The sequence below is a fragment of the Pelagerythrobacter marinus genome (assembly GCF_009827515.1).
GTDB lineage: Bacteria > Pseudomonadota > Alphaproteobacteria > Sphingomonadales > Sphingomonadaceae > Pelagerythrobacter > Pelagerythrobacter marinus.
Window position 1 is genome coordinate 262,244 of the sequence record NZ_WTYO01000003.1, and the last position, 23,668, is coordinate 285,911.

24 protein-coding genes are annotated in these 23,668 nt (G+C 69.8%); 6 read left to right on the forward strand and 18 right to left on the reverse strand.

Translation table 11 applies throughout. The features are described 5' to 3' along the window. Positions 1 to 25: 25 nt before the first annotated feature. The 8 genes from GRI72_RS08325 to GRI72_RS08360 form a co-directional block, all read right to left on the reverse strand. On the reverse strand, positions 26 to 649 hold the full coding sequence (locus GRI72_RS08325; RefSeq protein WP_237486948.1) for a hypothetical protein: 624 nt from the start codon (positions 647 to 649) through the stop codon (positions 26 to 28). A gap of 114 nt (positions 650 to 763) precedes the next feature. Next, entirely contained in the window at positions 764 to 1,285 is a 522-nt protein-coding gene (locus GRI72_RS08330; RefSeq protein ID WP_160733666.1) for a demethoxyubiquinone hydroxylase family protein, read from the reverse strand. Further along, positions 1,285 to 1,758 (reverse strand): disulfide bond formation protein B, encoded by a 474-nt coding sequence (locus tag GRI72_RS08335; RefSeq protein WP_160733667.1) that lies wholly within the window; start codon positions 1,756 to 1,758, stop codon positions 1,285 to 1,287. Before GRI72_RS08335 ends, GRI72_RS08330 begins: the two co-directional genes overlap by 1 nt. Positions 1,759 to 1,774: 16 nt before the next feature. Continuing rightward, positions 1,775 to 3,112: a S41 family peptidase gene (locus tag GRI72_RS08340; RefSeq protein WP_160733443.1), complete on the reverse strand. Its 1,338-nt coding sequence runs from the start codon at positions 3,110 to 3,112 to the stop codon at positions 1,775 to 1,777. A gap of 104 nt (positions 3,113 to 3,216) precedes the next feature. Beyond that, entirely contained in the window at positions 3,217 to 4,449 is a 1,233-nt protein-coding gene (locus GRI72_RS08345; protein WP_160733444.1) for a murein hydrolase activator EnvC family protein, read from the reverse strand. Positions 4,450 to 4,453: 4 nt separating this feature from the next. Continuing rightward, complete coding sequence (locus GRI72_RS08350) at positions 4,454 to 4,876, reverse strand: 23S rRNA (pseudouridine(1915)-N(3))-methyltransferase RlmH (protein ID WP_160733445.1); 423 nt, start codon at positions 4,874 to 4,876, stop codon at positions 4,454 to 4,456. Positions 4,877 to 4,928: 52 nt separating this feature from the next. After that, positions 4,929 to 5,258, reverse strand: a complete 330-nt coding sequence (gene rsfS, locus GRI72_RS08355; RefSeq protein WP_237487003.1) for a ribosome silencing factor — start codon at positions 5,256 to 5,258, stop codon at positions 4,929 to 4,931. 157 nt (positions 5,259 to 5,415) lie between these two features. Next, positions 5,416 to 6,126, reverse strand: coding sequence for a nicotinate-nucleotide adenylyltransferase (locus GRI72_RS08360; protein ID WP_160733668.1), 711 nt, complete (start codon positions 6,124 to 6,126; stop codon positions 5,416 to 5,418). Between the two features lie 378 nt (positions 6,127 to 6,504). On the opposite strand from GRI72_RS08360, the gene GRI72_RS08365 reads away from it, so the two are divergent. Together GRI72_RS08365 and GRI72_RS08370 are read left to right on the forward strand one after the other, a co-directional pair. Further along, a complete protein-coding gene (locus GRI72_RS08365; protein ID WP_160733669.1) occupies positions 6,505 to 7,578 on the forward strand; it encodes a M23 family metallopeptidase in 1,074 nt (357 codons plus the stop codon). Continuing rightward, positions 7,571 to 7,978 (forward strand): bactofilin family protein, encoded by a 408-nt coding sequence (locus GRI72_RS08370; RefSeq protein WP_160733447.1) that lies wholly within the window; start codon positions 7,571 to 7,573, stop codon positions 7,976 to 7,978. Before GRI72_RS08365 ends, GRI72_RS08370 begins: the two co-directional genes overlap by 8 nt. Before the next feature lie 70 nt (positions 7,979 to 8,048). Here the strand turns inward: GRI72_RS08370 and GRI72_RS08375 are convergent, their stop codons facing one another. From GRI72_RS08375 to GRI72_RS08395, 5 genes are all read right to left on the reverse strand, one after another. Next, positions 8,049 to 9,722: a long-chain-fatty-acid--CoA ligase gene (locus GRI72_RS08375; RefSeq protein ID WP_160733448.1), complete on the reverse strand. Its 1,674-nt coding sequence runs from the start codon at positions 9,720 to 9,722 to the stop codon at positions 8,049 to 8,051. A 117-nt stretch (positions 9,723 to 9,839) separates the two neighbouring features. Beyond that, a complete protein-coding gene (locus GRI72_RS08380) occupies positions 9,840 to 10,547 on the reverse strand; it encodes a DUF1013 domain-containing protein (protein ID WP_160733449.1) in 708 nt (235 codons plus the stop codon). A 114-nt stretch (positions 10,548 to 10,661) separates the two neighbouring features. After that, complete coding sequence (locus GRI72_RS08385; protein WP_160733450.1) at positions 10,662 to 11,738, reverse strand: glycosyltransferase family 4 protein; 1,077 nt, start codon at positions 11,736 to 11,738, stop codon at positions 10,662 to 10,664. Next, on the reverse strand, positions 11,735 to 12,634 hold the full coding sequence (locus GRI72_RS08390; RefSeq protein WP_160733451.1) for a UDP-2,3-diacylglucosamine diphosphatase: 900 nt from the start codon (positions 12,632 to 12,634) through the stop codon (positions 11,735 to 11,737). The genes GRI72_RS08385 and GRI72_RS08390 overlap by 4 nt, the downstream gene beginning before the upstream one ends. A gap of 112 nt (positions 12,635 to 12,746) precedes the next feature. Continuing rightward, positions 12,747 to 13,757: an NAD(P)H-quinone oxidoreductase gene (locus GRI72_RS08395; RefSeq protein ID WP_160733452.1), complete on the reverse strand. Its 1,011-nt coding sequence runs from the start codon at positions 13,755 to 13,757 to the stop codon at positions 12,747 to 12,749. Between the two features lie 93 nt (positions 13,758 to 13,850). Here GRI72_RS08395 and GRI72_RS08400 point away from each other — a divergent pair, with 93 nt between their 5' ends. The 4 genes from GRI72_RS08400 (at position 13,851) to GRI72_RS08415 (ending at position 19,226) form a co-directional block, all read left to right on the forward strand. Next, positions 13,851 to 14,054, forward strand: a complete 204-nt coding sequence (locus GRI72_RS08400) for a DUF1192 domain-containing protein (protein ID WP_160733453.1) — start codon at positions 13,851 to 13,853, stop codon at positions 14,052 to 14,054. 110 nt (positions 14,055 to 14,164) lie between these two features. Continuing rightward, positions 14,165 to 16,537, forward strand: a complete 2,373-nt coding sequence (clpA, locus tag GRI72_RS08405; protein WP_160733454.1) for an ATP-dependent Clp protease ATP-binding subunit ClpA — start codon at positions 14,165 to 14,167, stop codon at positions 16,535 to 16,537. 89 nt (positions 16,538 to 16,626) lie between these two features. After that, positions 16,627 to 17,631 (forward strand): ligase-associated DNA damage response exonuclease, encoded by a 1,005-nt coding sequence (locus tag GRI72_RS08410; protein ID WP_160733455.1) that lies wholly within the window; start codon positions 16,627 to 16,629, stop codon positions 17,629 to 17,631. Between the two features lie 2 nt (positions 17,632 to 17,633). Next, positions 17,634 to 19,226 carry a cisplatin damage response ATP-dependent DNA ligase gene (locus GRI72_RS08415; RefSeq protein WP_160733456.1) on the forward strand — a complete coding sequence of 531 codons (1,593 nt, stop codon included), beginning with the start codon at positions 17,634 to 17,636 and terminating at the stop codon, positions 19,224 to 19,226. Positions 19,227 to 19,275: 49 nt separating this feature from the next. Here the strand turns inward: GRI72_RS08415 and GRI72_RS08420 are convergent, their stop codons facing one another. The 5 genes from GRI72_RS08420 to GRI72_RS08440 form a co-directional block, all read right to left on the reverse strand. Beyond that, complete coding sequence (locus GRI72_RS08420) at positions 19,276 to 19,860, reverse strand: gamma carbonic anhydrase family protein (protein WP_160733457.1); 585 nt, start codon at positions 19,858 to 19,860, stop codon at positions 19,276 to 19,278. After that, positions 19,842 to 20,399, reverse strand: coding sequence for a GNAT family N-acetyltransferase (locus GRI72_RS08425; protein WP_160733458.1), 558 nt, complete (start codon positions 20,397 to 20,399; stop codon positions 19,842 to 19,844). Before GRI72_RS08425 ends, GRI72_RS08420 begins: the two co-directional genes overlap by 19 nt. Further along, positions 20,392 to 20,952, reverse strand: coding sequence for a GNAT family N-acetyltransferase (locus tag GRI72_RS08430; RefSeq protein ID WP_160733459.1), 561 nt, complete (start codon positions 20,950 to 20,952; stop codon positions 20,392 to 20,394). The genes GRI72_RS08425 and GRI72_RS08430 overlap by 8 nt, the downstream gene beginning before the upstream one ends. A 3-nt stretch (positions 20,953 to 20,955) precedes the next feature. Continuing rightward, positions 20,956 to 21,951 (reverse strand): porphobilinogen synthase, encoded by a 996-nt coding sequence (gene hemB, locus GRI72_RS08435; protein WP_160733460.1) that lies wholly within the window; start codon positions 21,949 to 21,951, stop codon positions 20,956 to 20,958. A 72-nt stretch (positions 21,952 to 22,023) separates the two neighbouring features. Further along, positions 22,024 to 23,625 carry a peptidoglycan DD-metalloendopeptidase family protein gene (locus GRI72_RS08440; protein ID WP_160733670.1) on the reverse strand — a complete coding sequence of 534 codons (1,602 nt, stop codon included), beginning with the start codon at positions 23,623 to 23,625 and terminating at the stop codon, positions 22,024 to 22,026. Positions 23,626 to 23,668 lie beyond the last annotated feature (43 nt).

The following is a 23,668-nucleotide window of genomic DNA, read 5'->3' on the forward strand; positions in this document are numbered from 1 at the left end:
ATAGCGCAAGAGGGTTAACGACGCCTCAGCCTTCGGGCGGCGGCGTGGTTTCCTGTGCCTGGGGGGTCTCCATGATCGGCTCGGCCGTCTCGCTCGGCAGGATCGCGGGGTTCTCCTCGCCCGGCAGGTCGGCATCGCGCTCGCGCTCGAGCCGTTCCATGTATTCGCGCTCAATCTGCTCGACCCGCTCCTGCTCGGCCGCGGCGGCTTCGTCGATCGTGGAGAGCCGCTCGGCCCGGGCCGCGGCGATCAGTTCGCTGAAGCGCACGTTGGCCGAAGTCGCCCGTTCGCCATAGGCCTGTTCGATCAGCTGCTGGGTGCAGCCGGTGAAGCCGCCGGCGCCGGCGGTCGAGCACGACAGCGTGCCGAAATCGCCGATCATCTCCAGCGTCTCGACCCGGCGGGTCCAGGCGACGTTTTCCGGGTCGTCGCTGAAGCGCAGCGTCTCGGGAATGCGGTAGCGTTCCGATTCGGGAAGCCGGGCGACGACGCAGATCTCTTCCTCCCCGCACGCCGGCGCGGCGTCTTCGCCATAGACGATCGACATGCGGACATCGTCGGTCAGGGTTTCCCCCGTTTCCTGGGCCGAAGCCGGCGCGGTCAGCAGGGCGATCCCGGCGAGGGCCGTTGCGGCGAAGAGCGATTTCATGGCGTTTCCCATCGTTTTCGGCGGCTGCGCGCCGGTTGTCGCGGTTTCGGCGTGAACTCTATATGAAGTGTCGCGGCCCCTGAAGGGGTTCCCGGCAAGCCGCGCCAGCCCGCTTCAGACCCGCTCGGCGAGCTTGATTGCAAGCCGGCAGCCAAGGCGGATCGCACCGGAAAGCAGGGGATAGGCCGGCGCCTGTTCCGCCCCGGCAGCGAGAGCCGCCTCGCGGTGCTGGCGCTCGTCCTCGCGGAACTCCTCGATCATGGCGGACAGTTCGGGATCGTCGCCCCGTTCGGCCAGTTCGTCGAGCTGCTGCGAATAATGGCGGTCGATCTCCTCCTCGACCGCCGCGGTGCAGGCCATCGCGGCTTCCGGCCCGATCAGCGCGGTCCCGGCGCCGAGCGCGTAGCCGGCCGCCGACCAGAACGGCTGCAACGCGGTGGGGCGCACCCCGCGCCGCGCCATCAGCGCGTCGAAGCGGGCCCGGTGGCCTTTTTCCTGCTCGGCCATTTCGGCGATCTCGGCCGCATGGGGCCCGCGGTCGCCCATGACGTCGAGCTGGCCCTGGTAGATGCGCGTGGCCCCGAATTCGCCCGCCTGGTCGACCCGGATCATCCGCGCGATATCGCGTTCGCGCATCATACCCGCCGCTCCCGCGCCAGCAAGCCCAGGATCGCCAGCCCGCCGGCGAACGAGAGGAGGAAGTTCCAGCCCGCGAGCGAGATTGAGAACAGGTCCCACGGGGCACTGTCGCAACGAACCACCGGAGCGTTCATGATCGCTTCGAGCGGATCGTCGCCCCCCTGCGTGGTCACGGCGCAGCCGGTGATCCCTTCCCACCAGCCATATTCGACGCCCGCGTGAAACGCGCCGATCGCCCCGGAAACGAGGATCGCGACCGCGGCCAGGGCGATCCAGGCCCGGCGCGGCGGCGCGAACGTGGACAGGAGCGCCAGTGCGAAAGCGGCGAAGTGGGGCCAGCGCTGCCACCAGCACATCTCGCACGGGAACAGGCCGAAGACGTATTGCGCGATATAGGCCCCGGCGAGCATGATCGCCGGCACGCCGAGCGCGAAGCGCTGCGCCAGGCGGCCGTGGGGGGTGGCGAGCATCATCGGCCGTCCCCCGTCACTTGCGCCGCGCCAGGGCCCCGGGGGCCGTACGCCGCAGCGTCTGCAGCGCGTAGTGCAGCTGGTAATCGTCGATCCCGCGCTCCTCCAGCTCGGCGGCGGTCAGGGTGAAGCGCGGGTCTTCGCGCCGGTCGCGTTCAAGCTCCTCGTCCTTCAGCGCGGCCTCGTTGACGAGGTGGCCGCGCAAGTCGGATTCGCGCATGATGAAACGCGCGCGCTTGGCAAGATCCGGGTCGGACAGCTGCGGCACCGCGATGTCCGGCTCGATCCCGCCTTCCTGCACCGAGTGGTCGGCCGGCGTGTAATAACGCGCCGTCGTGAGCTTCAGCGCGGCATCGCGTCCCAGCGGCAGCAGGGTCTGCACGCTGCCCTTGCCGAAGCTGCGATCGCCCATGATCAGCGCCCGGCGATGATCCTGCAGCGCCCCGGCGACGATCTCGCTGGCAGAGGCCGAGCCGGCATCGATCAGCACGATCATCGGCACGTCTTTCGCGATTTCCCCGCGATAGACCGTTTCGGCATCGTAGATATAGGTTTCCCCCCGCGCGCGCCCGCGCTGCGAGACGATCCGCCCCTTGTCGAGGAACAGGTCCGACAGCGCGACGGCCTCGTCCAGCGAGCCCCCGGGGTTGGAACGCAGGTCGAGCACGAGGCCGTTGACCCGTCCGCCGGCCTCGCGCTTCAGCGCCTCCCACGCGGAAAAGACGTCGGCCCCGACATCGCGCGAGAATTCGTTGACGAAGATCACGCCGATATCGCCTTCGGCGAGTTCGTGCGTCACCGGCTCCAGCTCGATCACGCCGCGCGTCACGGTCACGTCGAACGGTTCGTCGCGGCCCGGGCGGAAGACGGTGAGGCGGATCGAGGTGCCGGGTGGGCCGCGCATGCGGCTGACCGCCTCGTCCAGGTCGCCGCCGTAGATCAGGTCGCCATCGAGATGGGTGATGTAATCGCCGGCCTTGAGGCCCGCTTCCATCGCCGGGCTGCCGCGGAAGGGCGAGATGATCTTCACCGCGCCATCGTCCATCTGCACCGAGAGGCCGAGGCCGGAGTAATTGCCGTCGATCATCGTTTCGAGCCGCTGGAGATCGGACCCGTCGAGATAGGCCGAATGCGGATCGAGGCTCGCCAGCATTCCGTCGATCGCGCCGCGGATCAGCTTCTCGTCATCGACCGGGTCGACGTAGCTGGCCTTGATCCGTTCGTACGTCGCGAAAAGGCGCGCGAACTCGGACCCGGCGCGCCCGTCCACCTGGGCGACGCCGGCGGTCGTCGCGGGGATCAGCGCCACCGCGGTGACCAGCGCGGCCGACCGGGCGAGAGCGGCGAATGTCATCGGCATCGGATCTCCTTAGCGAAGGCGCTTTTATCGCGCGGGCCGGCTGAATGCCAGATGAGGATTGCACGGGCGCCCGCCGCAAGGCCGATGGCCACGGGGCGTCAGCCGATGTGGTCGAGCGGGTTCACCGGGGTGCCCTCGCGCCGCAGTTCCAGCGTGACCACCGGCGCTTCGCCCCCGGCGACGCCGAGCGGCGCACCGGGCAGGATCTCTTCGCCGACCGCCACGTCGGTGCGCGCAAGGCCGGTGACGAGGCTGGTCCATGTCCCGTCGTGCTCGATGATCACGATCCGGTCGTAGCCGCGATATGCCCCGGCGAAGGCGACCCGGCCCCGCCCGGGCGAAACCACCTGGGCCCCGGGCCGGGGCGCGATCGCGACCCCGCTGCTGACCACGCCCCCGGGCGAGACCGCGCCGAACCCGGTGACCGTGCGGCCGACGACCGGCAGCTGGAAACTGCCCGGCGGCGGCCCCGCCTGTTGCTGCCCGGCGGCCTGGCCGCCGTCGAAGGCGACTTGCGAATCCTCCGGCCGCGGGGGGCGGATGATCGGGCCCGGCAGGGCGGCCAGCTCGCGGCGCAGCGCGCTGGCCGAATCGAGCCGTTCGACCAGTGCGTCGAGATCGCGGGCCTGCTCCGCCAGCGCGAGCGCGCGTTCCGATTCGCGCGCAGCGACCCCGCCCGCGCGGCGCGATTCGAGCCGCTGGCGGCTCTCGATCGCCGCCAGTCGCTTGCGCCGCTCGGCCAGCGATCGTTCGCTCGCGCGCAAGCTGGACAGGGCCTGGCGCGCTTCCGCCTCGAGCCGGCGCCCGCGCGCGATCTCTTCGCGCAGGGCGGCGGTGCGCGCGCGCACTTCGGGGATCGTCGTTTCCAGCATGGCCCGCAGGTAGACCGTCTCGCGCAGCGAACCCGGGCGCAGCGCCGAGAGGGCGAGCGGCCGGCGGGCGAATTTCTGCAAGGCCGCGGTCAGCCGCAGCAGGGGCTCGCGCCGCTGTGCCAGGCGGGCGGCAAGGCGGCTGCGCTCAGCGTCGATCAGCGAGATTCGCGCCTCGGCCGCGGCAATGCCGGCCTCCGCCTCCTGGATCCGGGCGGCGAGGGCCGCACCTTCGCGCGCGGTCTTCTCGGCCGCCTCGCTGGCGGCGCGCGCTTCCGCTTCCAGCCGTTCGCCGCGCCGCTGCGCCTCGCGCGCCTCGCGCTGGGCCCGCTGGAGCGCGGCGCGCGCTTCCTCCGGACCGGCGGCGAGCACTTCGGGCCGCTGCGCGACGGCAAGCCCGCCGAGCGCGGCGACGAGGGCAAGCACGGCCACGGAGGCCGCGATGGTCGCGAAGCGCCACATCGGCCTATCCTGCCCGATGATAGGGATGGCCGGCAAGGATCGCGGTGGCGCGATAGAGCTGTTCGAGCAGCATGGCGCGGGCCATCAGGTGGGGCCAGGTCGCCTTGCCGAAGGCAAGCAGGAGATCGGCCTCCTCGCGCGCCTGTGCATCGTGCCCGTCGGCGGCGCCGAGGACGAAGCGCGCCTCGCGCATGCCGTCGTCGCGCCAGCGCCCCAGCAAGGCGGCGAAATCTTCCGACGACATCTGCCGGCCCCGCTCGTCGAGCAGGACGGTGCGGCTCGGCGCCTGGGCCGGGGGGATCCTGCCGCCGGTCTCGGGCAGCTCGGTCACCGTGCAGGGCCAGGTCAGCCGCTTGCGATAGCGGGCGACCAGTTCCGCTTCGGGCGAGCGGCCGATCTTGCCCCGCGCGACCACGTGCAGCAGCATGTCAGGCCCTCCCTCGCGCAGGGGCCGCCGGCGGGACGGCGAGCGATTTCGTTCAGGCGTTGCCGGCGGCGACCGGCGGGGCGTCGCCGAAAGCCCACATGCGTTCGAGGTTATAGAAACTGCGTACCTCGGGACGGAACAGGTGGACGACGACGTCGCCGGCATCGATCAGCACCCAATCGGCCTGGGGCAGGCCTTCGAGGCGCACCGGCCCGTGGCCGGCCTGCTTGATCCGCTCGGCCAGTTTCTGCGCCATCGAGGCGACCTGGCGGGTCGAGCGGCCCGACGCGATGATCATGTGGTCGGCAATGCTCGACTTGCCCTGGAGGGGGATCGAGACGAGGTCGAGCGCCTGGTCGTCCTCGAGCTGGTCGAGAACCATGGCGTGAAGCGAGCCGGGCTCGGCCTCGATCGCGGCTCGCCCTCGCGAATCGCGGTCGGGCGAATCCTGCTGTGACACGGATGTATGCGCCTGGGTCATAGGCGGTCGTTGCGCTCCTGCTGGTTGCGGACGGGGGTGGCCGAGGCGGGCGAGCGCGTCATGGCGCCTGCACGTGCTCCCGATGGGCCGGATGGGATGCGGTCCTGCTGGACATGTTCCCGCCGGAGATAGGACGTATCGGCCGAAATGTAAGCTGGTCGCGCGGCGGAACCTGCGAATAGCGATCGGCCCAGTCGGGATCGTCACGGCGAATGGCCGTGGCCGATCGGGGATCCGGATCGAAACGCAATATCACCAGGCTCGGCGCACTCCATTCGCCCCCGTTCCTGAATGCTGCGGCATCGACACGGTGGCGCCGCAGCCATGCCATCGCGGGGCTTGCGAAGGCGGCGCCATCATAACCCGGCCGCGCGATCACCGCAATCGGCAAGGCGCGCGCTATGTCGCGCCAGTCCCTCCACTGGTGGAACTGGGCGAGGTTGTCCGAGCCCATCAGCCAGGCGAAGCGGTGCCGCGGGTAACGCGCGGCCAGCGCGCGCAGCGTGTCTGCCGTGTAGCGGGTGCCCAGTTCACGCTCGATCGCGGTCACCCGGATCGGCGCGCCGCGCGCCTGGCGCAGGGCGGATTTCACGCGCGCCGCCAGCGGCGCCATGCCGGCGCGAGGCTTGAGCGGGTTGCCCGGCGAAACCAGCCACCAGATCTCGTCGAGGCCCAGCGCCTCGCGGGCGAACAGCGAGATGCGCCTGTGCCCGCCGTGCGCGGGGTTGAAACTGCCGCCGAGCAGGCCGATCCGGCGCGCGAAAGTCAGGGCCGGGCCCCTGCCGGCGCGGTAGGGGCAGAAGCGGCCAGGTCAGGCGCGGTCGGGGCAGAAGGTACCATGTCCGCCGCCTAGCACCGTCGGCGCGCACTGTCAGGCACCCCGGCAAAGGCCGCGCAAAACGCCGGGCCCGGCGATTCGTTCCGGCGATTCGCCGGTTATTTCGTAAGACGGCAACGCTTCACCCCGCCAGCCATTCGATTCGCCCCCTTTGACGCGCGCCCGATTCGACCCCCGCCGATTCGCGTGTTAGCCGCCCTTCCACGGATAAAAAGGACGGCAAGAGCGGGGTCGTTTCGAGTGTTCAAATCTACCGTTGGCGACTGGTCAGAACGCCTGCGGACCTGGTTTCCGGATCGCGAGTTCTTCATGCGATCGCAGGGGCAGGTGCGTTTCATCAAGATTTCCTCGCGCGTGCAGATCGCCGCGGCCGGCATTGCCACCGTCGCGCTGCTCGCCTGGTTGCTGAGCATGGCGATCATGGGCTGGACCCAGTACCGGGCCGAGGCCGGCCGGCTCTCGCTGCTCGAGCGCGAGGCCAAGGTCGCCACGTCCGAAGAGCGGTTTCGCGCCTATGGCGACGATCTCGACGCGGTCGCGCGCGAGCTTCAGCAGCGCCAGGCCGTGCTCGAGGAAATGGCCGAGATGCTGCCCGACGACGTGGCGGGCGCATCGACCGTTTCGGATTCGAGCGGCGAGGCGGCCGAGACCGTTTCCAAGGTCAGCGCGGTCTTCCCCCAGGCCCGCCCCCTGGCCGAGATCGAGGCTCGCCAGCTCGCGCTGGTCGAGAAGATGACCCGCTTCGCCGATGCCCGGGCGCAGCGCGCGGTCGCCGCCATGCGCAAGCTGGGCCTCGACCCGTCCGCCATACTGCGTTCGGCCAGCACCGAGGCGATGGGTGGTCCGCTCGAGCTTCTCGCCACGCCCGATCCGCGGTTCGAGCGCCTGGGCCTCAGCCTGGCGCGAATGGCCGCGCTGGAGCAGGGGCTGGACCGCATTCCGCAGTTCCAGCCGGCCAGCATCAAGTACATCTCTTCGGGCTTCGGCTATCGCCGCGACCCGTTCACCGGCCGCAGCGCGATGCACAAGGGCCTCGACTTCCGCGGCCCGATGGGCGCGCCGATCTACGCCGCGGCCGACGGGCGGGTCACCTTCGTCGGGCGCAAGTCCGGCTATGGCAAAGTGGTCGAGATCACCCACGGGAACGGCTTGACCACGCGCTATGCCCACATGTCGCGCTTCTCCGCCCGGGTGGGCCAGGAGGTCGAGGCAGGGCACGTGATCGGCGCGATCGGCAGCACCGGCCGTTCGACCGGGCCGCACCTGCATTTCGAAGTCCGCATCAACGGGCGCGCGGTCAATCCGCGGCCTTTCCTGGAGAATGCCCCCAATGTTCTCAAAGAAGTCCGAACCCTCCCCGACGGGGGCCACGACCATGGCTAGGCAATCGCCTCCCTCGGGTTCGACTTTCTCGGTGATCGGCGCCGACGTGACGATCAAGGGCGACGTTTCGGCATCGACCGAGCTGCACGTCGATGGCCGGATCGAAGGCGATGTCGCCTGCGATTCGCTGGTCCAGGGCGAATCGAGCGTGATCGAAGGCGCGGTGAGCGCGGAGACCGCGCGCCTGGCGGGCCAGGTTTCCGGCTCGATCACCGCGCGCCAGCTGGTCGTGCTCAAGTCCGCCCGGATCGAGGGCGACGTCCATTACGATGCGCTGACGATCGAGCAGGGGGCGCAAGTCGAAGGGCGTTTCGCCCACCGCCTGCCCGAACAGGCCGCCGCCGATGCCGGCCCGGGCGCGGCGCAGGACGGCGAGCCCAAGCTCACCCTCGCCCAATAAGCGCTCGGCAAAGGCGCCCTCGTTCCGCAGCTTCGTTTCTGGGGCGTGCCGCCGCGATGGCGGCCGGCGCTCAGTCCGCCTGGGCCATGACCTCGATGCGCAGCGCCTTGCGGTCGAGCTTCCCGATCATCGTGCGCGGCAGGTCGTCGCGCACGACCACGGCGGAGGCGCGCTCGTGCTTGCCCACCCGGGCGTTGAGCCAGGTGCGCAGCGCCTCCGCGCTTTCGTCCGCCCCATCCTGCAAGGTCACGTAGGCGCGGGGCGTTTCGCCGAGGTAATCGTCGGGTACCCCGATCACGAGCGCTTCCTTCACCGCCGGATGTTCGAGCAGGATCGCCTCGACCTGGCTGGGGAAGACCTTGAACCCGCCGACCGCGATCATGTCCTTGATCCGGTCCACGATGGCGATGAACCCCTCGTCGTCGATCGTCGCCACGTCGCCCGTCCGCAGCCAGCGTTCCCCGTCGATCTCCGCAAACGAGGCCGCGGCCGCATCGGGCCGGTTCCAGTATCCCTGCATGACCTGCGGCCCGGCAATCGCCAGTTCGCCCGGCTCCCCCGCGGGCGCGCGCCGGGCCGGGTCTTCCTTGTCGAGCAGGATCACGCGCGTCTGCGGGATGACCTGGCCGATCGTCCCCGGCTTGCGCAGCCCGGTATAGGGGTTGGTCGAGACCACCCCCGCGCTCTCGGTCAGGCCATAGCCTTCGACGAGACGGGAACCGGTCGCGTCCTCGAACTTCTCGCGCACCGGCGCGGGCAGCGGCGCCCCGCCCGAGATCGCCACCTTGAGCGCGGAGAAATCGGTGCGGGCAATATCGGGATGGTCGAGCAGCGCCTGGAACATCGTCGGCACGCCCGGGAAGGCGGTCGCCCGCGTTCGCGCCAGCGTCGCCAGCACCTGCTTCGCCTCGAACCGGGGCACCATCGCGATGCACCCGCCCTTGGCCACCGTGCGGTTGAGGACGCAGGTATTGGCGAAGACGTGGAACAGCGGCAGCGCGCCCATGATCACGTCGGCCTCTTCATCGCCGAACGGGTCGATCGCGTCGACCTGGAGCGCGTTGATCGCCAGGTTGGCATGGGTCAGCATGGCGCCCTTCGGCCGACCCGTGGTCCCCCCCGTGTACTGCAGCAGCGCGAGATCCGCCGGCGAGAGCGCCACCGCGGCAGGCGGGCGCGGGCGGGTGACATCGCCCCATTGGTGCACGTCGCCGCGGCGTGGGATCGCGGCGATCCGGCCGCGCCCGAGCAGCTTGAGCGCGATCCGCTTGGGCCAGGTCAGCATGTCGCCCAGGCGGCCGACCACGAGCCCTTGCAGCGGCGATGCGTCGAGCACCTCCAGCGCCGTCGGCAGCAGGCTGGCGGCATCGATCGTCACCAGCATGCGTGCACCCGAATCCTCCACCTGCTGGGCGAGTTCGTCGACCGTGTAGAGGGGCGAGAAATTGACCACGACCGCGCCCGCCATCATCGCGCCGTAATAGGCCGAGACGTAGATCGGGACATTGGGAAGGAACAGGCCGATCCGGTCGCCGCGCTCGATGCCCATGGCCTGCAGGCCGGCGGCGAAACGGCGCGCCTCTTCGTGAAGCTCGCGGTAGGACGAGACCCGACCGAGGAAATCCACCAGCGGCGCGTCGGGGCACCGGTCGGCCGTGCGCGCGAACAGGTGCGGCAGGGTCACCGGATCGAACGGCGTATCCCACGCGGCGGCATGCTGGTACTGCGCCCTATTGACATCCATGTCAGCATGGATGCGTCAACCGGCGCGCGAGGGCAAGGATTTTCTGATTCTGCCGGCGCCCAACCGGCGGGCACGCAGCGCGCGCCCGCTTCGGCAGGCCGGGCTGCGAAGGCCGCGTCAGGCGGGGCCGTCGCCCTCGGTCTCCGACGCACGCTTCGCCTCGAGCCAGGCGGCCGCTTCGGCCTCCTGCGCCGCTTCGGCGGCGGCTTTCTCGTTCGCTTCGCGCTCGGCGCGCAGCTCGGCAATCAGCTTCTCGCGGTCGCTGCCCGAATCGGCCGCAACCGGGGCCTCGCCCTCGGTCCCGGCCTTCTTGGCCGCCTTGGCGACGACGGCGTCGAGCTCGCGCTGCGAGCACAGGCCGAGGGTGACCGGGTCCTTGGGCTGGATGTTCTGGATGTTCCAGTGGCTGCGTTCGCGAATCGCGGTGATCGTGTTGCGCGTCGTGCCGATCAGCTTGGAAATCTGCGCGTCCGAAATCTCGGGATGGTTGCGCAGGATCCAGGCGATCCCGTCGGGCTTGTCCTGGCGCTTCGACACCGGGGTATAGCGCGGGCCCTTGGTCCGGGTCACCTCGACCGGGGCCTTGTGCATCTTCAGCGCGTAGTCGGGATCGGCCTGGCCGCGCTCGATCTCTTCCTGCGTCAGCTCGCCCGAGTGGACCGGGTCGCGCCCGGTGTACTTGCTGCCGGCGAGATCGTCGGCCATCGCCTGCACCTCGAGAATGTGCAGGCCACAGAAATCAGCGATCTGCGAGAAGCTGAGCGAGGTGTTGTCGACCAGCCAGGTGGCGGTCGCGTGCGGCATCAGCGGGGTGGGTTGGGGCATGGCGAAACTGTCCTGAAAATATAAGGGCCGCCCCTCGCGGAGCGGCCGTTGCCGGTGCGATTTAGGCGATGCACCCGGCGAGGGCAAGCTTTTACGGGTAGCGCGGCCGTGCGGTCAGGCCGCGAGCGGCTCTGCATCGAAGGCGGCGAGCCCGGCCAGGAACTGGTCGGTCGCGGCATCCCATGAATAGTGCGCGCCCAGCTCCGCACAGTCGGCACGGTCGCTGAACAGCGCCCCGGCGATCGCCCGGTCGAGGTCTTCGGACAGGGCGCCGACCTTGTCGGTCACGATATCGACCGGCCCCGGCACCGGATAGGCGGCGACCGGCGTGCCGCAGGCCAGGGCCTCTATCATCACGAGGCCGAACGTGTCGGTGCGGCTGGGGAAGACGAACACGTCGGCGTGGGCGTAGCAGCCGGCCAGCTCCGCCCCGGTGCGCGGGCCGAGATAGTGCGCCTCGGGAAAGCGCGCGCGCAGCTCGGCCAGCGCCGGCCCGTCGCCGACCACCACGCGCGAGCCGGGATAGCTGCCGCGCAGGAACGCCTCGATGTTCTTTTCCACTGCGAGCCGGCCGACGTAGAGCTGGATCGGCCGGGGCAGGTCCGCATATTCGGGCGGGGCCGGAGCGCGCGGGTGGAAACAGGCGAGATCGACCCCCCGGCTCCACGAATGGAGCCGGTGCAGGCCGCGCGCGCGTAGCTCGGCGCGAATGCTCTCGGTCGCCACCAGGACCCGCCGTGCGGGCGCATGGAACCAGCGGATATAGCGCCAGAAGAGCCCGGGGGAGAGGCCGGTGCGCCGGGCCAGGTATTCGGGGAACTGCGTGTGGTAGGCGGTCGTGAACGGGATGTCGCGCGCCAGGCAGTGACGCCGTGCCGCCAGGCCCAGCGGCCCTTCGGTCGCGATATGGATCGCGTCGGGCTCGATCGCCGCCAGCCGCCGGCCGACCGCGCCCGGCGGGGCCATGGCGAGGCGGATGTCGGGATAGGTCGGGCACGGCACGGAGCGGAACAGGTCGGGCGAGATCACCTCGACCGCATGGCCGCGCGCGCGCAGGATCTCGCAGGTCGTGGTCAGCGTGCGGACGACGCCGTTCATCTGCGGTAGCCAGGCGTCGGTGACGATCGCGATCCGCTGCGGAAAAGGGTGCCGGTTCCGCGTTTCGTCGGGGAAACCGGCCATCCGGTTCATGCCGCTGCCTTTGCCGTGTCCATCGTCGCCGCGTCCTGGCGCGCCCGGCGGGCCATTTCCTCGGGCCAGTGGAGCAGTTCCATCCGGCCGTCGAAGTGTTCGACCAGCGCGTTGCAGCCTTCCACCCAGTCGCCGTCGTTGTAGTACTCGATGCCGTCGAACTCGCGGATCTCGGCGGTGTGGATATGCCCGCACACGACGCCGTCCACGCCGTGCTCCCCCGCCGCGCGCGCGACGACCTCCTCGTACTTGGAAATGAACTCGACCGCGTTCTTGACCTTGTGCTTGGCCATCTTCGACAGCGACCAGTACGGCAGGCCGAGCATCCGGCGCACGCCGTTCACGTGGCGGTTCAGCGCCATCATCACGTGGTAGAGCGCGTCGCCGACGAAGGCGAGCCAGCGATGCGCGAGCATGATCGTGTCGAATTCGTCGCCGTGCAGGACCATCAGCCGCCGCCCGTCGGCCGTGTCGTGGAACGCCGCGCGGCGAATCTCGACCCCGCCGAAGTTCATGCCCGAGAAGGGGCGCAGCATCTCGTCGTGGTTGCCGGGGATATAGACAATCCGCGTGCCGCGCTTGGCCCGCTTGAGGATCCGCCAGACGACGTCGTTGTGTTCCGCCGGCCAGTAGAACTTCTTCTTCAGCCGCCAGCCGTCGATGATGTCGCCCACCAGGTACATAGTTTCGCTGTCGGTGCTGTCGAGGAAATCGATCAGCATCTCGGCATTGCAGCCCTTGGTGCCGAGGTGGACGTCGCTGATCCAGATCGTGCGATAGCGCCGCCGCTTGCCCTCGTCCGGCTCGGGAATCGCGCTGCGTATCGGCGGGAAACTGGCGACGCTCGCCAGGTCGGTCAGTTCTGCGGGCAATCCCTTGCCGAGCCTGTCGCTCATCGTCGCAACCCCGTCTCGCGAAAGCATTTTTACGGGGAGCAGCCATGGCAGGCCAATGTTACAGGCGATTCACGGTTCGATGACGGTTCGGCGAAAGCGTGACCGTTCGGGGTCAGCCGCCGGCCACCTCCAGCACGATCTTGCCGATGTGTTCGCCCGCCTCCATCCGCGCATGGGCGGCGGCGGCCTCCGCCAGGGGGAAGCTGCGATCCATCACCGGCCGCAGCGTGCGGTCTTCGAACAGCGGCCAGGCGTTCTTCTCGATCTCCGCCGCGAGCAGCGTCTTGAACGCGTCCGAACGCGGGCGAAGGGTCGATCCGGTCAGGGTGTAGCGGCGGCTCATGACGACGGCCATGTTCACTTCCGCCTTCATCCCGCCGAGGATCGCGATCGTGACGTGGCGGCCGTCTTCGGCCAGGCACTTGAGATTGCGCGCGACATAGTCGCCGGAGACCATGTCGAGCACGATCTCGACCCCCTTGCCCCCGGTGAAGGTCTTCACTTCCTCGACGAAATCCTGTTCGCGGTAGTTGATGGCCAGGTCCGCGCCCAGCGACCGCGCGGCCGCGCACTTCGTCTCGTCGCCGCAGGTCACGATCACGCGCAGGCCGAAGGCCTTGCCCAGCATCGTCGCCATCGTGCCGATCCCGCTCGTCCCGCCGTGGACCAGCAGCGTTTCCCCCTCGCTCGCCCAGCCGCGCTCGAAAACGTTGTGCCAGACGGTGAACAGCGTTTCGGGAATGGCGGCCGCTTCCGCCAGCGGCATGGCATCGGGCACCGGCAGGCAGTGGCCGATATGGGCGAGGCAATATTCGGCATAGCCGCCCCCGGGCACCAGCGCGCAGTAGCGTTCGCCGACGTATTCCTCCAGCACCCCGGGGCCGACCGCGGCGATCGTGCCGGAGACTTCGAGCCCGGGAAGCGGCGAGGCGCCGGGCGGCGGCGGATAGAGGCCCTGGCGCTGCGCCACGTCGGGCCGGTTGACCCCGGCCCAGGCCACCCGGAGGAGAACCTGCCCTTCGCCGGGCCGGGGCACGGCGACCGTTTCGGGCCGCAGCACGTCCGGTCCGCCGGGCTGGTCGAAACCGATCGCGGTCATTTCGCCGGGCACTTGCGGCGCCATTGGCATTCCCCCCTGTGGCCAAGCCGTCACGCAAGCGCACCTAACGCGCTCCCCCATTGACAGCAAGCGCGGCGAATTGCGAGATTGCCGGCAATGGAAGAGGACGATCGTCCGCGCCCCCGGGGCGACGCCGCGAGCAAGCTCGCCAGCGAGGACCTCTCGCCGTATTCGCGCGACGAGCTGGCGGAACGGATCGCCCTGCTCGAGGCGGAGATCGCCCGGGTGGAGAAACACCGCCTGTCGGCGGCCGCCCAGCGCGAGGCGGCCGACGCCCTGTTTCGAAAGACAGGCCGGTGAGGGCCCCGGTTCGCAATCCGGACGCCCGCCCCCATATAGGTTTCGTTAACCACGCCGGTTCATATTTCCCCACCTTGGGGGCCCTGCATTCCGCCACGAAAGACCGCTAGATGCCCAGTTTCGCCCAGAACCTCGAGAGAACCCTCCATTCCGCGCTGGAACACGCCGGCGAGCGGCGGCACGAATATGCCACGCTGGAGCATCTCCTCCTGGCGCTGGTGGACGACGAGGACGCGGCCCAGGTCATGGTCGCCTGCGGCGTCGACCTCGACGAACTGGGCGAGGCGGTGCGTCAGTATCTCGACCAGGAATACCAGTCGCTGAAGACCGAGGACGACGGCGATCCGCAGCCGACCGCCGGGTTCCAGCGGGTGATCCAGCGCGCGATCCTGCACGTCCAGTCGAGCGGCAAGGACACGGTGACCGGGGCCAACGTGCTCGTGGCGCTGTTTTCCGAACGCGATTCCTACGCGGTCTATTTCCTGCAGCAGCAGGACATGAGCCGGCTCGACGCGGTGAGCTTCATCAGCCACGGGATCGGCAAGGGCGGCAAGCAGATCGAAAGCCGTTCCCCCCAGGGCGCGGAAGACGGCGGCAAGGCGGACGAGAAGGGCGAAAACAAGAAGGAAACCGCGCTCGACCAGTTCACCGTCAACCTCAATGCCAAGGCCGAGGCGGGCAAGGTCGATCCGCTGATCGGCCGCGGGCCGGAAGTGGACCGCACGATCCAGATCCTGTGCCGCCGATCGAAGAACAACCCGCTCTACGTGGGCGATCCGGGGGTGGGCAAGACCGCGATCGCCGAAGGGCTGGCGCGCAAGATCATCGAAGGCGAAGTGCCCGAGGTCCTGTCCGACGCGGTGATCTACTCGCTCGACATGGGCGCCCTGCTCGCCGGGACGCGCTATCGCGGCGATTTCGAGGAACGGCTGAAGCAGGTCGTCAGCGAGCTGGAAGGCATGCCCGAGGCGATCCTGTTCATCGACGAGATCCACACGGTGATCGGCGCCGGCGCCACCAGCGGCGGGGCGATGGACGCCAGCAACCTGCTGAAACCCGCGCTGTCGAGCGGGGCGATCCGCTGCATCGGCTCGACCACCTACAAGGAATTCCGCAACCACTTCGAGAAGGATCGCGCGCTCCTGCGCCGCTTCCAGAAGATCGACGTGAACGAGCCGACGATCGAGGACACGGTGAAGATCCTGCGCGGCCTCAGGACCGCGTTCGAGGCGCACCACAACGTCAAGTACACGCCCGATGCGCTGAAGACCGCGGTCGAGCTGTCGGCGCGCTACATCAACGATCGCAAGCTGCCCGACAAGGCGATCGACGTGATCGACGAAGTCGGCGCGATGCAGATGCTGGTGCCGCCCAGCCGGCGCAAGAAGAAGATCACCGCGCGCGAGATCGAGGCCGTGATCGCGACGATGGCGCGCATTCCGCCCAAGACCGTGTCGAGCGACGACAAGAAGGCGCTGGAAAATCTCGAACGCGACCTGAAACACGTCGTTTTTGGCCAGGACGAGGCGATCGAGCGACTTTCCACCGCGATGAAGCTCAGCCGGGCCGGCCTGCGCGATCCCGACAAGCCGATCGGCAGCTTCCTCTTCACCGGCCCCACCGGCGTCGGCAAGACCGAGGTCGCGCGCCAGCTGGCGAGCGTGATGGGGATCGAGCTGAAGCGTTTCGACATGTCCGAGTACATGGAGCGCCACTCGGTCAGCCGACTGATCGGCGCCCCCCCGGGCTACGTCGGTTACGACCAGGGCGGCCTGCTGACCGACGCGGTGGACCAGAACCCGCACTGCGTGCTGCTGCTCGACGAGATCGAGAAGGCACATCCGGACCTGTTCAACATCCTGCTGCAGGTGATGGACAACGGCCGCCTGACCGACCACCACGGCAAGACGGTCGATTTCCGCAACGTCGTGCTGATCATGACGACCAATGCCGGCGCGGCGGACATGGCGCGCCAGGGCATCGGCTTCGGCGACGTGAGCAAGGAAGACGCGGGCGAGGAAGCGGTGAAGAAGATGTTCACCCCCGAGTTCCGCAACCGGCTCGATGCGATCGTGCCGTTCGGCTACCTTGGCAAGAACACGGTCGCCCGCGTGGTCGACAAGTTCATCCTGCAGCTCGAGCTGCAGCTGGCCGAACAGAACGTGCATATCCAGTTCGACAAGGACGCGCGCGAGTGGCTGGCGAACAAGGGCTACGATCGTCTCTACGGCGCGCGCCCGATGGGCCGCCTGATCCAGGAGAAGGTGAAACAGCCGCTGGCCGAGGAGCTGCTGTTCGGCAAGCTTGCCGACGGCGGAGAAGTCCACGTAAGCGTCAAGGACGGCAAGCCGGCCTTCGAACTGACGCCGGCCCCGCCCAAGGCCCGGCCGAAGCGCAAGGCCGCCAAGAAACCGGCCGCGAAGAAGGGCGAAGCCGACAAGGCGCCCGACGCGAGCGAGGGCGCCGGCGGCAAGGGCGAATAGCGCCCGCGCGGCGCCTCGCCTCCACGCGCGCCGCGCGTCCGGGGCCGGGTGCCGGAGGAACCGCAACGCGACGGGGCCATTGCTAGGGCATGGCGCGCGATTTCGCATGGATCCGGCCCGAGCCGCACGGCATCCATGTCGTTCCCGCGGATTGCTGGATCGATCCCTCGCAGGCCGTGGGCTGCGCGCTTGTCACCCATGGCCACGCCGATCACGCCCGCGGCGGCCACGGGCAGACCGTCGCGACCCCCGAAACGCTGGCGATCATGAAGTTGCGCTACGCGACTTGCGCGGGCGCGCGGCCGGTCGCCTATCACGAGACGATCAGCCTGCCCGGCGGGGTCGATGCGACGTACATCCCGGCCGGCCACGTGCTGGGCAGCGCGCAGATCCTGCTGGAGCATGCCGGGGAGCGGGTCGTGGTGACGGGCGACTACAAGCGGATGCCGGATCCCACCTGCCCGCCGTTCGAAGTCACGCCCTGCGACATCTTCATCACCGAGGCGACTTTCGGCCTGCCGGTCTTCTGCCATCCGCCGATCGCCGCCGAGATCGGCAAGCTGCTCGATCGCCTGGCCGCCCATCCCGATCGCTGCGTGCTCGTCGGCGCCTACGCGCTGGGCAAGGCGCAGCGCGTGATCGCGGAGCTGCGCGCCGCGGGGCACCGCGCGCCGGTCTACCTCCACGGCGCGATGGAGAAGATGTGCCGGCTCTACGCGGATTTCGGGATCGACCTCGGCGAGCTGCGCCTCGTGGGCGAAGCGGACAAGGATGCGATGCGCGGCCATGTCGTCGTCTGCCCGCCGTCGGCGCTCAACGACCGGTGGAGCCGCCGCCTGCCCGACCCGATCACCGCCATGGCGTCAGGCTGGATGCGCGTGCGCCAGCGGGCCCGCCAGCGCAACGTAGAGCTGCCGCTGGTCATCTCCGATCATGCCGACTGGGGCGAGCTGACCCGCACGGTCGAGGAAGTGGACCCGCACGAGACCTGGATCACCCATGGCCGCGAGGAAGCCCTGCTGCGCTGGCACCAGTTGCACCAGCGACGCGCCCGCGCGCTCGCCCTCGTCGGGTACGAGGACGAGGACGACTAGCGGTGGAAGCCTTCGCCGCCCTGCTCGACGCGCTGGTCTACACCCGCAGCCGCAACGAGAAACTGCGCCTGATTGCCGGGTACCTGCGCGATGCGCCGGACCCCGATCGCGGCTGGGCGCTCGCCGCGCTGACCGGCGGCCTCGACTTCCCGGCCGTGAAATCCTCGACCATCCGCAACCTTCTCAAGGAACGGATCGACCCGGTCCTGTGGACATTGAGCCGCGACTTCGTCGGCGACACGGCGGAAACCGCCAGCCTGCTCTGGCCGGCAGGGGAGGCGCCCGAAGACCCGCCCACGGTGAGCGAGGCGGTTGCCGCCCTGGCGGCAATGACGCGCAAGAGCGCGCCCGCAGCGCTCGCCACGCTGCTCGACCGGCTCGATGGCTCGGGCCGCTATGCCCTGCTGAAGATGGCGACGGGGGGGATGCGAATCGGCGTGTCCTCGCGCCTGGCCAAGGTCGCATTCGCCCAGGCGTTCGACGTGTCGGTGGAGGAGGTGGAGGAGCACTGGCATGGGCTGGAGCCGCCCTATGGCCCGCTCTTCGCCTGGGCCGCGCACGGCGCCGCTCCGCCCGACACCGCCAACCTGCCCACCTTTCGACCCTTCATGCTGGCCCATCCGCTGGAAGACACCGTGGTCGATCTGGCCGACTACGTGGCCGAGTGGAAGTGGGACGGGATACGCGTCCAGCTGGTGCGGATCGGCGGGGAGACGCGGCTCTATTCGCGCGGGGGCGATGATATCTCCGCCACGTTCCCCGAGCTGCTCGATGCGCTGCCTTTCGACGCCGTGCTTGACGGCGAGCTGCTCGTGCGCGGGACGACCCAGGGGGGCGAGGCGGGCGGTGCGGCCAGTTTCAACGCGCTGCAGCAGCGGCTGGGCCGCAAGACCGTGAGCCGCAAGATGCTGGCCGAGGCGCCGGCTTTCGTGCGCCTTTACGATGCGCTGATCGTCGAAGGGGAGGACTTGCGCGAGATGCCCTGGCAGGCGCGCCGCGCCCGGCTGGAGGCGCTGGTCCCCCGCCTGCCGGCGGACCGTTTCGACCTGTCGCAAGTGGTCGAGGCAGACGATTTCGACGCGCTTGCCCGAATTCGCGAGGGCGCGCGCGACGACGCGATCGAGGGCCTGATGCTCAAGCGCCGCGATTCGCCTTACGTCGCGGGCCGCCGCACCGGGCTGTGGTACAAGTGGAAACGCGATCCGCTGCTGATCGATTGCGTGCTGATGTATGCCCAGCGCGGCAGCGGGCGGCGGTCGAGCTTCTTTTCCGATTACACTTTCGGCTGCTGGGACGGCGACCCCGATGCCGGGGCGGACCTGCTGCCGGTGGGCAAGGCCTATTCCGGCTTCACCGACGAGGAGCTGAAGCGCCTCGACCGCCACGTCCGCACGCACACGATCAACCGTTTCGGTCCGGTGCGCGAAACCGACAAGTCGCTGGTGTTCGAAGTTGCCTTCGATTCGGTGCACGAGAGCCGGCGGCACAAGTCGGGCCTCGCCATGCGCTTCCCCCGCATCCACCGCATCCGCTGGGACAAGCCGGTCCACGAAGCCGACCGGATCGAGACCCTGCGGGCCCTGGTGCGCGACTAGCGCGAAGTCGCGCCGCGCGACTCGCGCGCGCCGGCCGGCCGATGCACCGTCAACCTTCCGCCCGGGCCACGGCGCTGGCGTGCGCGCGGCCGTTCTCGACATAGTGGGCCACGCCGGCGCGCATCCCGGCGATCGCCGCGTCGTCCAGATCGCGCATCTTGCGCGCGGGGCAGCCGCCCCAAAGTTCGCGCGCGGCCATGACCTTGCCTTCGGTCAGCATGGCCCCGGCCGCCAGCATGGCGTCGGACCCTATGACGGCCTTGTTCATCGCGATCGCGCCGAGGCCCACGAAGCCGCGATCCTCGATCGTGCAGCCGTGGACCATCGCCATGTGGCCGATCAGCACGTCGTCGCCGATCAGCAGCGGCGAACCGTCGGGATCGCCGGGCCGCTCGGGATCGCAGTGGAGCACGCTGCCGTCCTGCACGTTGCTGCGCGCGCCGATCACGATGCGGCTGACATCGGCGCGCAGGACACAATTGTACCAGACCGAGCTGTCCGCGCCGATCGTCACGTCCCCCACCAGGACGCAGCCGGGCGCGACGAAGGCGCTGTCGTGGATGGTGGGCGTCTTGCCGTGGATCGGTACGATCGTCACGCCGGGGCGGCTTGCTGTCACTGTGCGCTCTCCCATTGCTGCCTTGTCAGCCAATACTGGATCGTCGGGTTGTCCTGCGGCGGGAAGGCCGGGTCTTCGAAGTCGAGATCCTCGCGCCGCACCATGCCGAGCTTCTCCATCAGCTTCCAGCTTCCGACATTGGCCTTGCTGGTCAGGGCGACGACATGGGGCGCACCAACGCGCGTGAAGGCCCAGTCGAGCACGGCGCGCATGGCCTCTTCGGCGTAGCCCCTGCGCCAGCGGTCCTCGCGCACCAGCCAGCCGATCTCGTGGTCGCCCGGGTTCGGTGCCAGCGGGTTGTCGACCCGCTTGATCCCGCAGTGGCCGACCATCTCGCCGGTCGCCTTCTCGATCATGAAGAGGAAGCTGAACCCCTCCCGCGCGTAAAGCGCCATGCCCTTGGCATGCTTCGCCTCGATCTCGTGCAGTTCCTTCACGCCCCCGAGCCGGGCCATGACCGCGGGCGTGTTGAGCAGGCGATGCTGGAGCGCGGCGTCGCCTTCGTCGATCGTGCGCAGGACGAGGCGCGCGGTCTCGGCGACGATATCAGTCACGCGCCCCGGCCCATGTCACGCGGTCGATCGAATAGACGATCGTGTCGCGCCACGGCGGATCGTAGCGTTCGTCGGGATAGTCGACTTCCTCGCGCCGGCGCATGCCGAGGCGATGCATCAGGCCCCAGCTTGCCGCATTGCCCTCGACCGTCAGGGCAACGACCTCCTCGGCGCCGAAGCGGTCGAACGCCAGGTCGAGCGCGGCGGTCGCCGCTTCCCGGGCATAGCCCTGCCCCCAGGCGTCCTCGCGCAGGCGCCAGCCGATCTCGACCGCGCCGGAGACGGTCGAGCCCGGTGCGTCGGCGCGCTTCAGCCCGCAGAAGCCGAGCAGCGCCCCGTCGGCCTGGCGCTCGACCACCCAGAAACAGAACCCGTTGCGCCTGGCACTGCCTTCGACCCGCTCGCGCTGGGCGGCCATGCCCGCCGCGTCGAGCTCGCCGCCGAGCCAGCGCATGACCGCGGGCGTGTTGGTGTGGCGGAAGAACTCGGCCCAGTCGTCCCCGCGCCAGTCGCGCAGGACGAGCCGTTCCGTCTCGTGGCGGAATTCAGCCAAATCCTAGGCCCCCAGAAGGCGGGCGGCATGGGCCGCGTGATAAGTCAGCACCCCGCTGCATCCCGCGCGCTTGAAAGCCGTCAGCGTTTCGAGGACGAGCGCGTCGCGATCGCCCGCCCCGGCCGCGGCGGCGGCCTCGATCATCGCGTATTCGCCGCTCACCTGGTAGGCGAAGACCGGCACGTCGAACCGTTCCTTCACCCGGCGCACGATGTCGAGATAGGGCAGGCCCGGCTTGACCATCACGCTATCAGCCCCTTCCGCCAGGTCGAGCGCGACCTCGCGCAGCGCCTCCTCCCCGTTGGCCGGGTCCATCTGGTAGGATTTCTTGTCGCCTTTCAGCAGGCCGCCCGATCCCACCGCGTCGCGAAACGGGCCGTAGAACGCGCTGGCGTATTTCGCGGCATAGCTCATGACCTGGACATTGTGGTGGCCGCCCATCTCCAGCGCCATGCGGATCGCCCTGACGCGCCCGTCCATCATGTCCGAAGGCGCAATGACGTCGGCCCCCGCCCGGGCCTGGTTCAGCGCCTGGTCCACGAGGACGGCGACCGTTTCGTCGTTCACCACGTAGCCGCTGTCGTCGAGCAGGCCGTCCTGCCCGTGGCTGGTATAGGGATCGAGCGCGACGTCGGTCAGCACGCCGATGTCGTTTCCGCAGGCATCCCGGATGGCGCGGATCGCGCGGCACATCAGGTTGTCGGGATTGAGCGCCTCGGCCCCGTCGTCGGAGCGGCGGCCCGGCTGGGTATGGGGGAACAGGGCAATGCAGGGAATGCCCAGTGCCGCCGCCTCCCGCGCGCGCCGGGCGATCGCGTCGACCGACCAGCGCGACACGCCCGGCAGGCTCGCGACGGGCTCTTCCACCCCTTCCCCCTCGGTCACGAAGAGCGGCCAGATCAGGTCGGCCGGGGTCAGCACGGTTTCCCGGTGAAGCGCGCGGCTCCAGGCACTCGCCCGGGTGCGCCGCAGCCGGAGATTGGGATAGGAAGCGGTCATGCCCGCCTGTTGCCGCAAACGCCGCGCCCTGCCAAGCCGCGTCCTCCGCCGGCGCGCGCAGGCGGGGCGCGATCAGCCGACCGTGCGCGCGGCGTCCAGCCGGTCGATCTCGCGCAGCGGCTCGGCGGCGGCAGCTTCCGACGCGGTGGGCACGAGATCCTCCAGCGCGGCGCCCGGTTCCACCGTCTTGAGATTGGCCAGCGCGGAGCGGAAGCGGCGCAGTTCCTCGCCCGAAAGCTGCGCCCGGGTGACGAACCGGACCGAGGCCGGGTTCACCGCGCGGCCATTGCGGTACATCTCGTAATGCAGGTGCGGGCCGGTCGAGAGGCCGGTCGAGCCGACATAGCCGATGACCTGGCCCCGGCGCACGCCCTGCCCGGCGCGCACGGCCATGCGGCTCATGTGGCAATAGCGCGTGGCCAGCCCGCCGCCATGGTCCAGCCTGACCGCGTTGCCGCAGCCGCCCGCGCGGCCCGCGCTGACGACGCGCGCATCCGCCACCGCAACGATCGGCGTGCCGTAGCCGGCGCGGAAATCCATCCCCGAATGCATCCTGCGATAGCCGAGGATCGGGTGCCGCCGCATGCCGAAACCGGAGGAAACCGGCCCCGGGACCGGCGCGACCAGGCCATTGCGCTGTTCCCCGACACCCGAAGCCTCGTAGAAGCGGCCGTCCTTCCCCCAGCGCATCAGCTGAGTCGTCGGTTCGCCCGCGCGCTCGATCCCGGCATAGAGCAGCTGGCCGGCCTGCCGCTCCCCCGTGGCGGCGCGGCGATACTGGACGATCATGTCGAAGGTGTCGCTGGCGCGGACCGCGCGGTCCATGTCGACCTGGTCGCTCAGCGCCTTCAGGTATTGCTGGACCGCGCTCGCCGGGGCCCCGGCCGCGCGCATCGAGCGATAGAGGCTGGAGCCGACCGTGCCGCGGATCCGCAGCGGGGTTTCGTCCACCCGGATCGGCTTGCGCGTCAGCGAGAGGTTGCCGGCGGCGTCGCGCGCGATCTCCAGCTCGAGGTCGAACCGGGCGCGGAAGGCCAGCGAATCGAGCGGCCGGGCGGCACCGGGCTGCGGGCGCCGGCCGAGGGTGATATCCACCTGGGTGCCCGGTTCGATCGCGTCGAGCGCGATCGAGCGCGCGACCAGGTCGGCCACGCGGCTGGCATCCTGCGTCCCCACGCCGGCGCGCTGGAGCATGCGGGTGAAGCTGTCCCCCCGGGCCAGCGTAGCCAGCAGTTCGACCCGCGGGCGCTCCGGCGCGGCGCGGAGCGGCACGACCCGCTCGGTCGCGCCCATGCGGCGGCCGCTGTCGGCGCCGAGGGCAAGCGGCATGATCATCTGGCTGCGGAACTCGTCGCGGGCGCTCTCGGTCATCGTCATCGCCGGCGCCGCCTCGACCGGGACGAAATCGGGCCAGAAGGCAAGCGCCAGGGCGGACAGGCCGATCAGCGTGCCCAGGCCGCGGAACCAGCGGCGGCTGCCGATCGCCTCGGCAAGGTCGGGCGCGAGGTCCGCCGCGGCCAGCCTGCCGGACACGTCCTCGCGCCAGGTATCGAACCGCTCGGCCAGGGTTCGCGCCCGCGCGATCACGCGCGGCGCGCCGCCGGGCAGGATCTGCGCGTGCGACAGCGACGCGGGGCGCCAGACGTCCTCGCCGTCCCCGGCGATCGCGCCCATTTCTGCCTCGTTCTGCTTGTACACCGCGCCTCCTCGGGAGGGC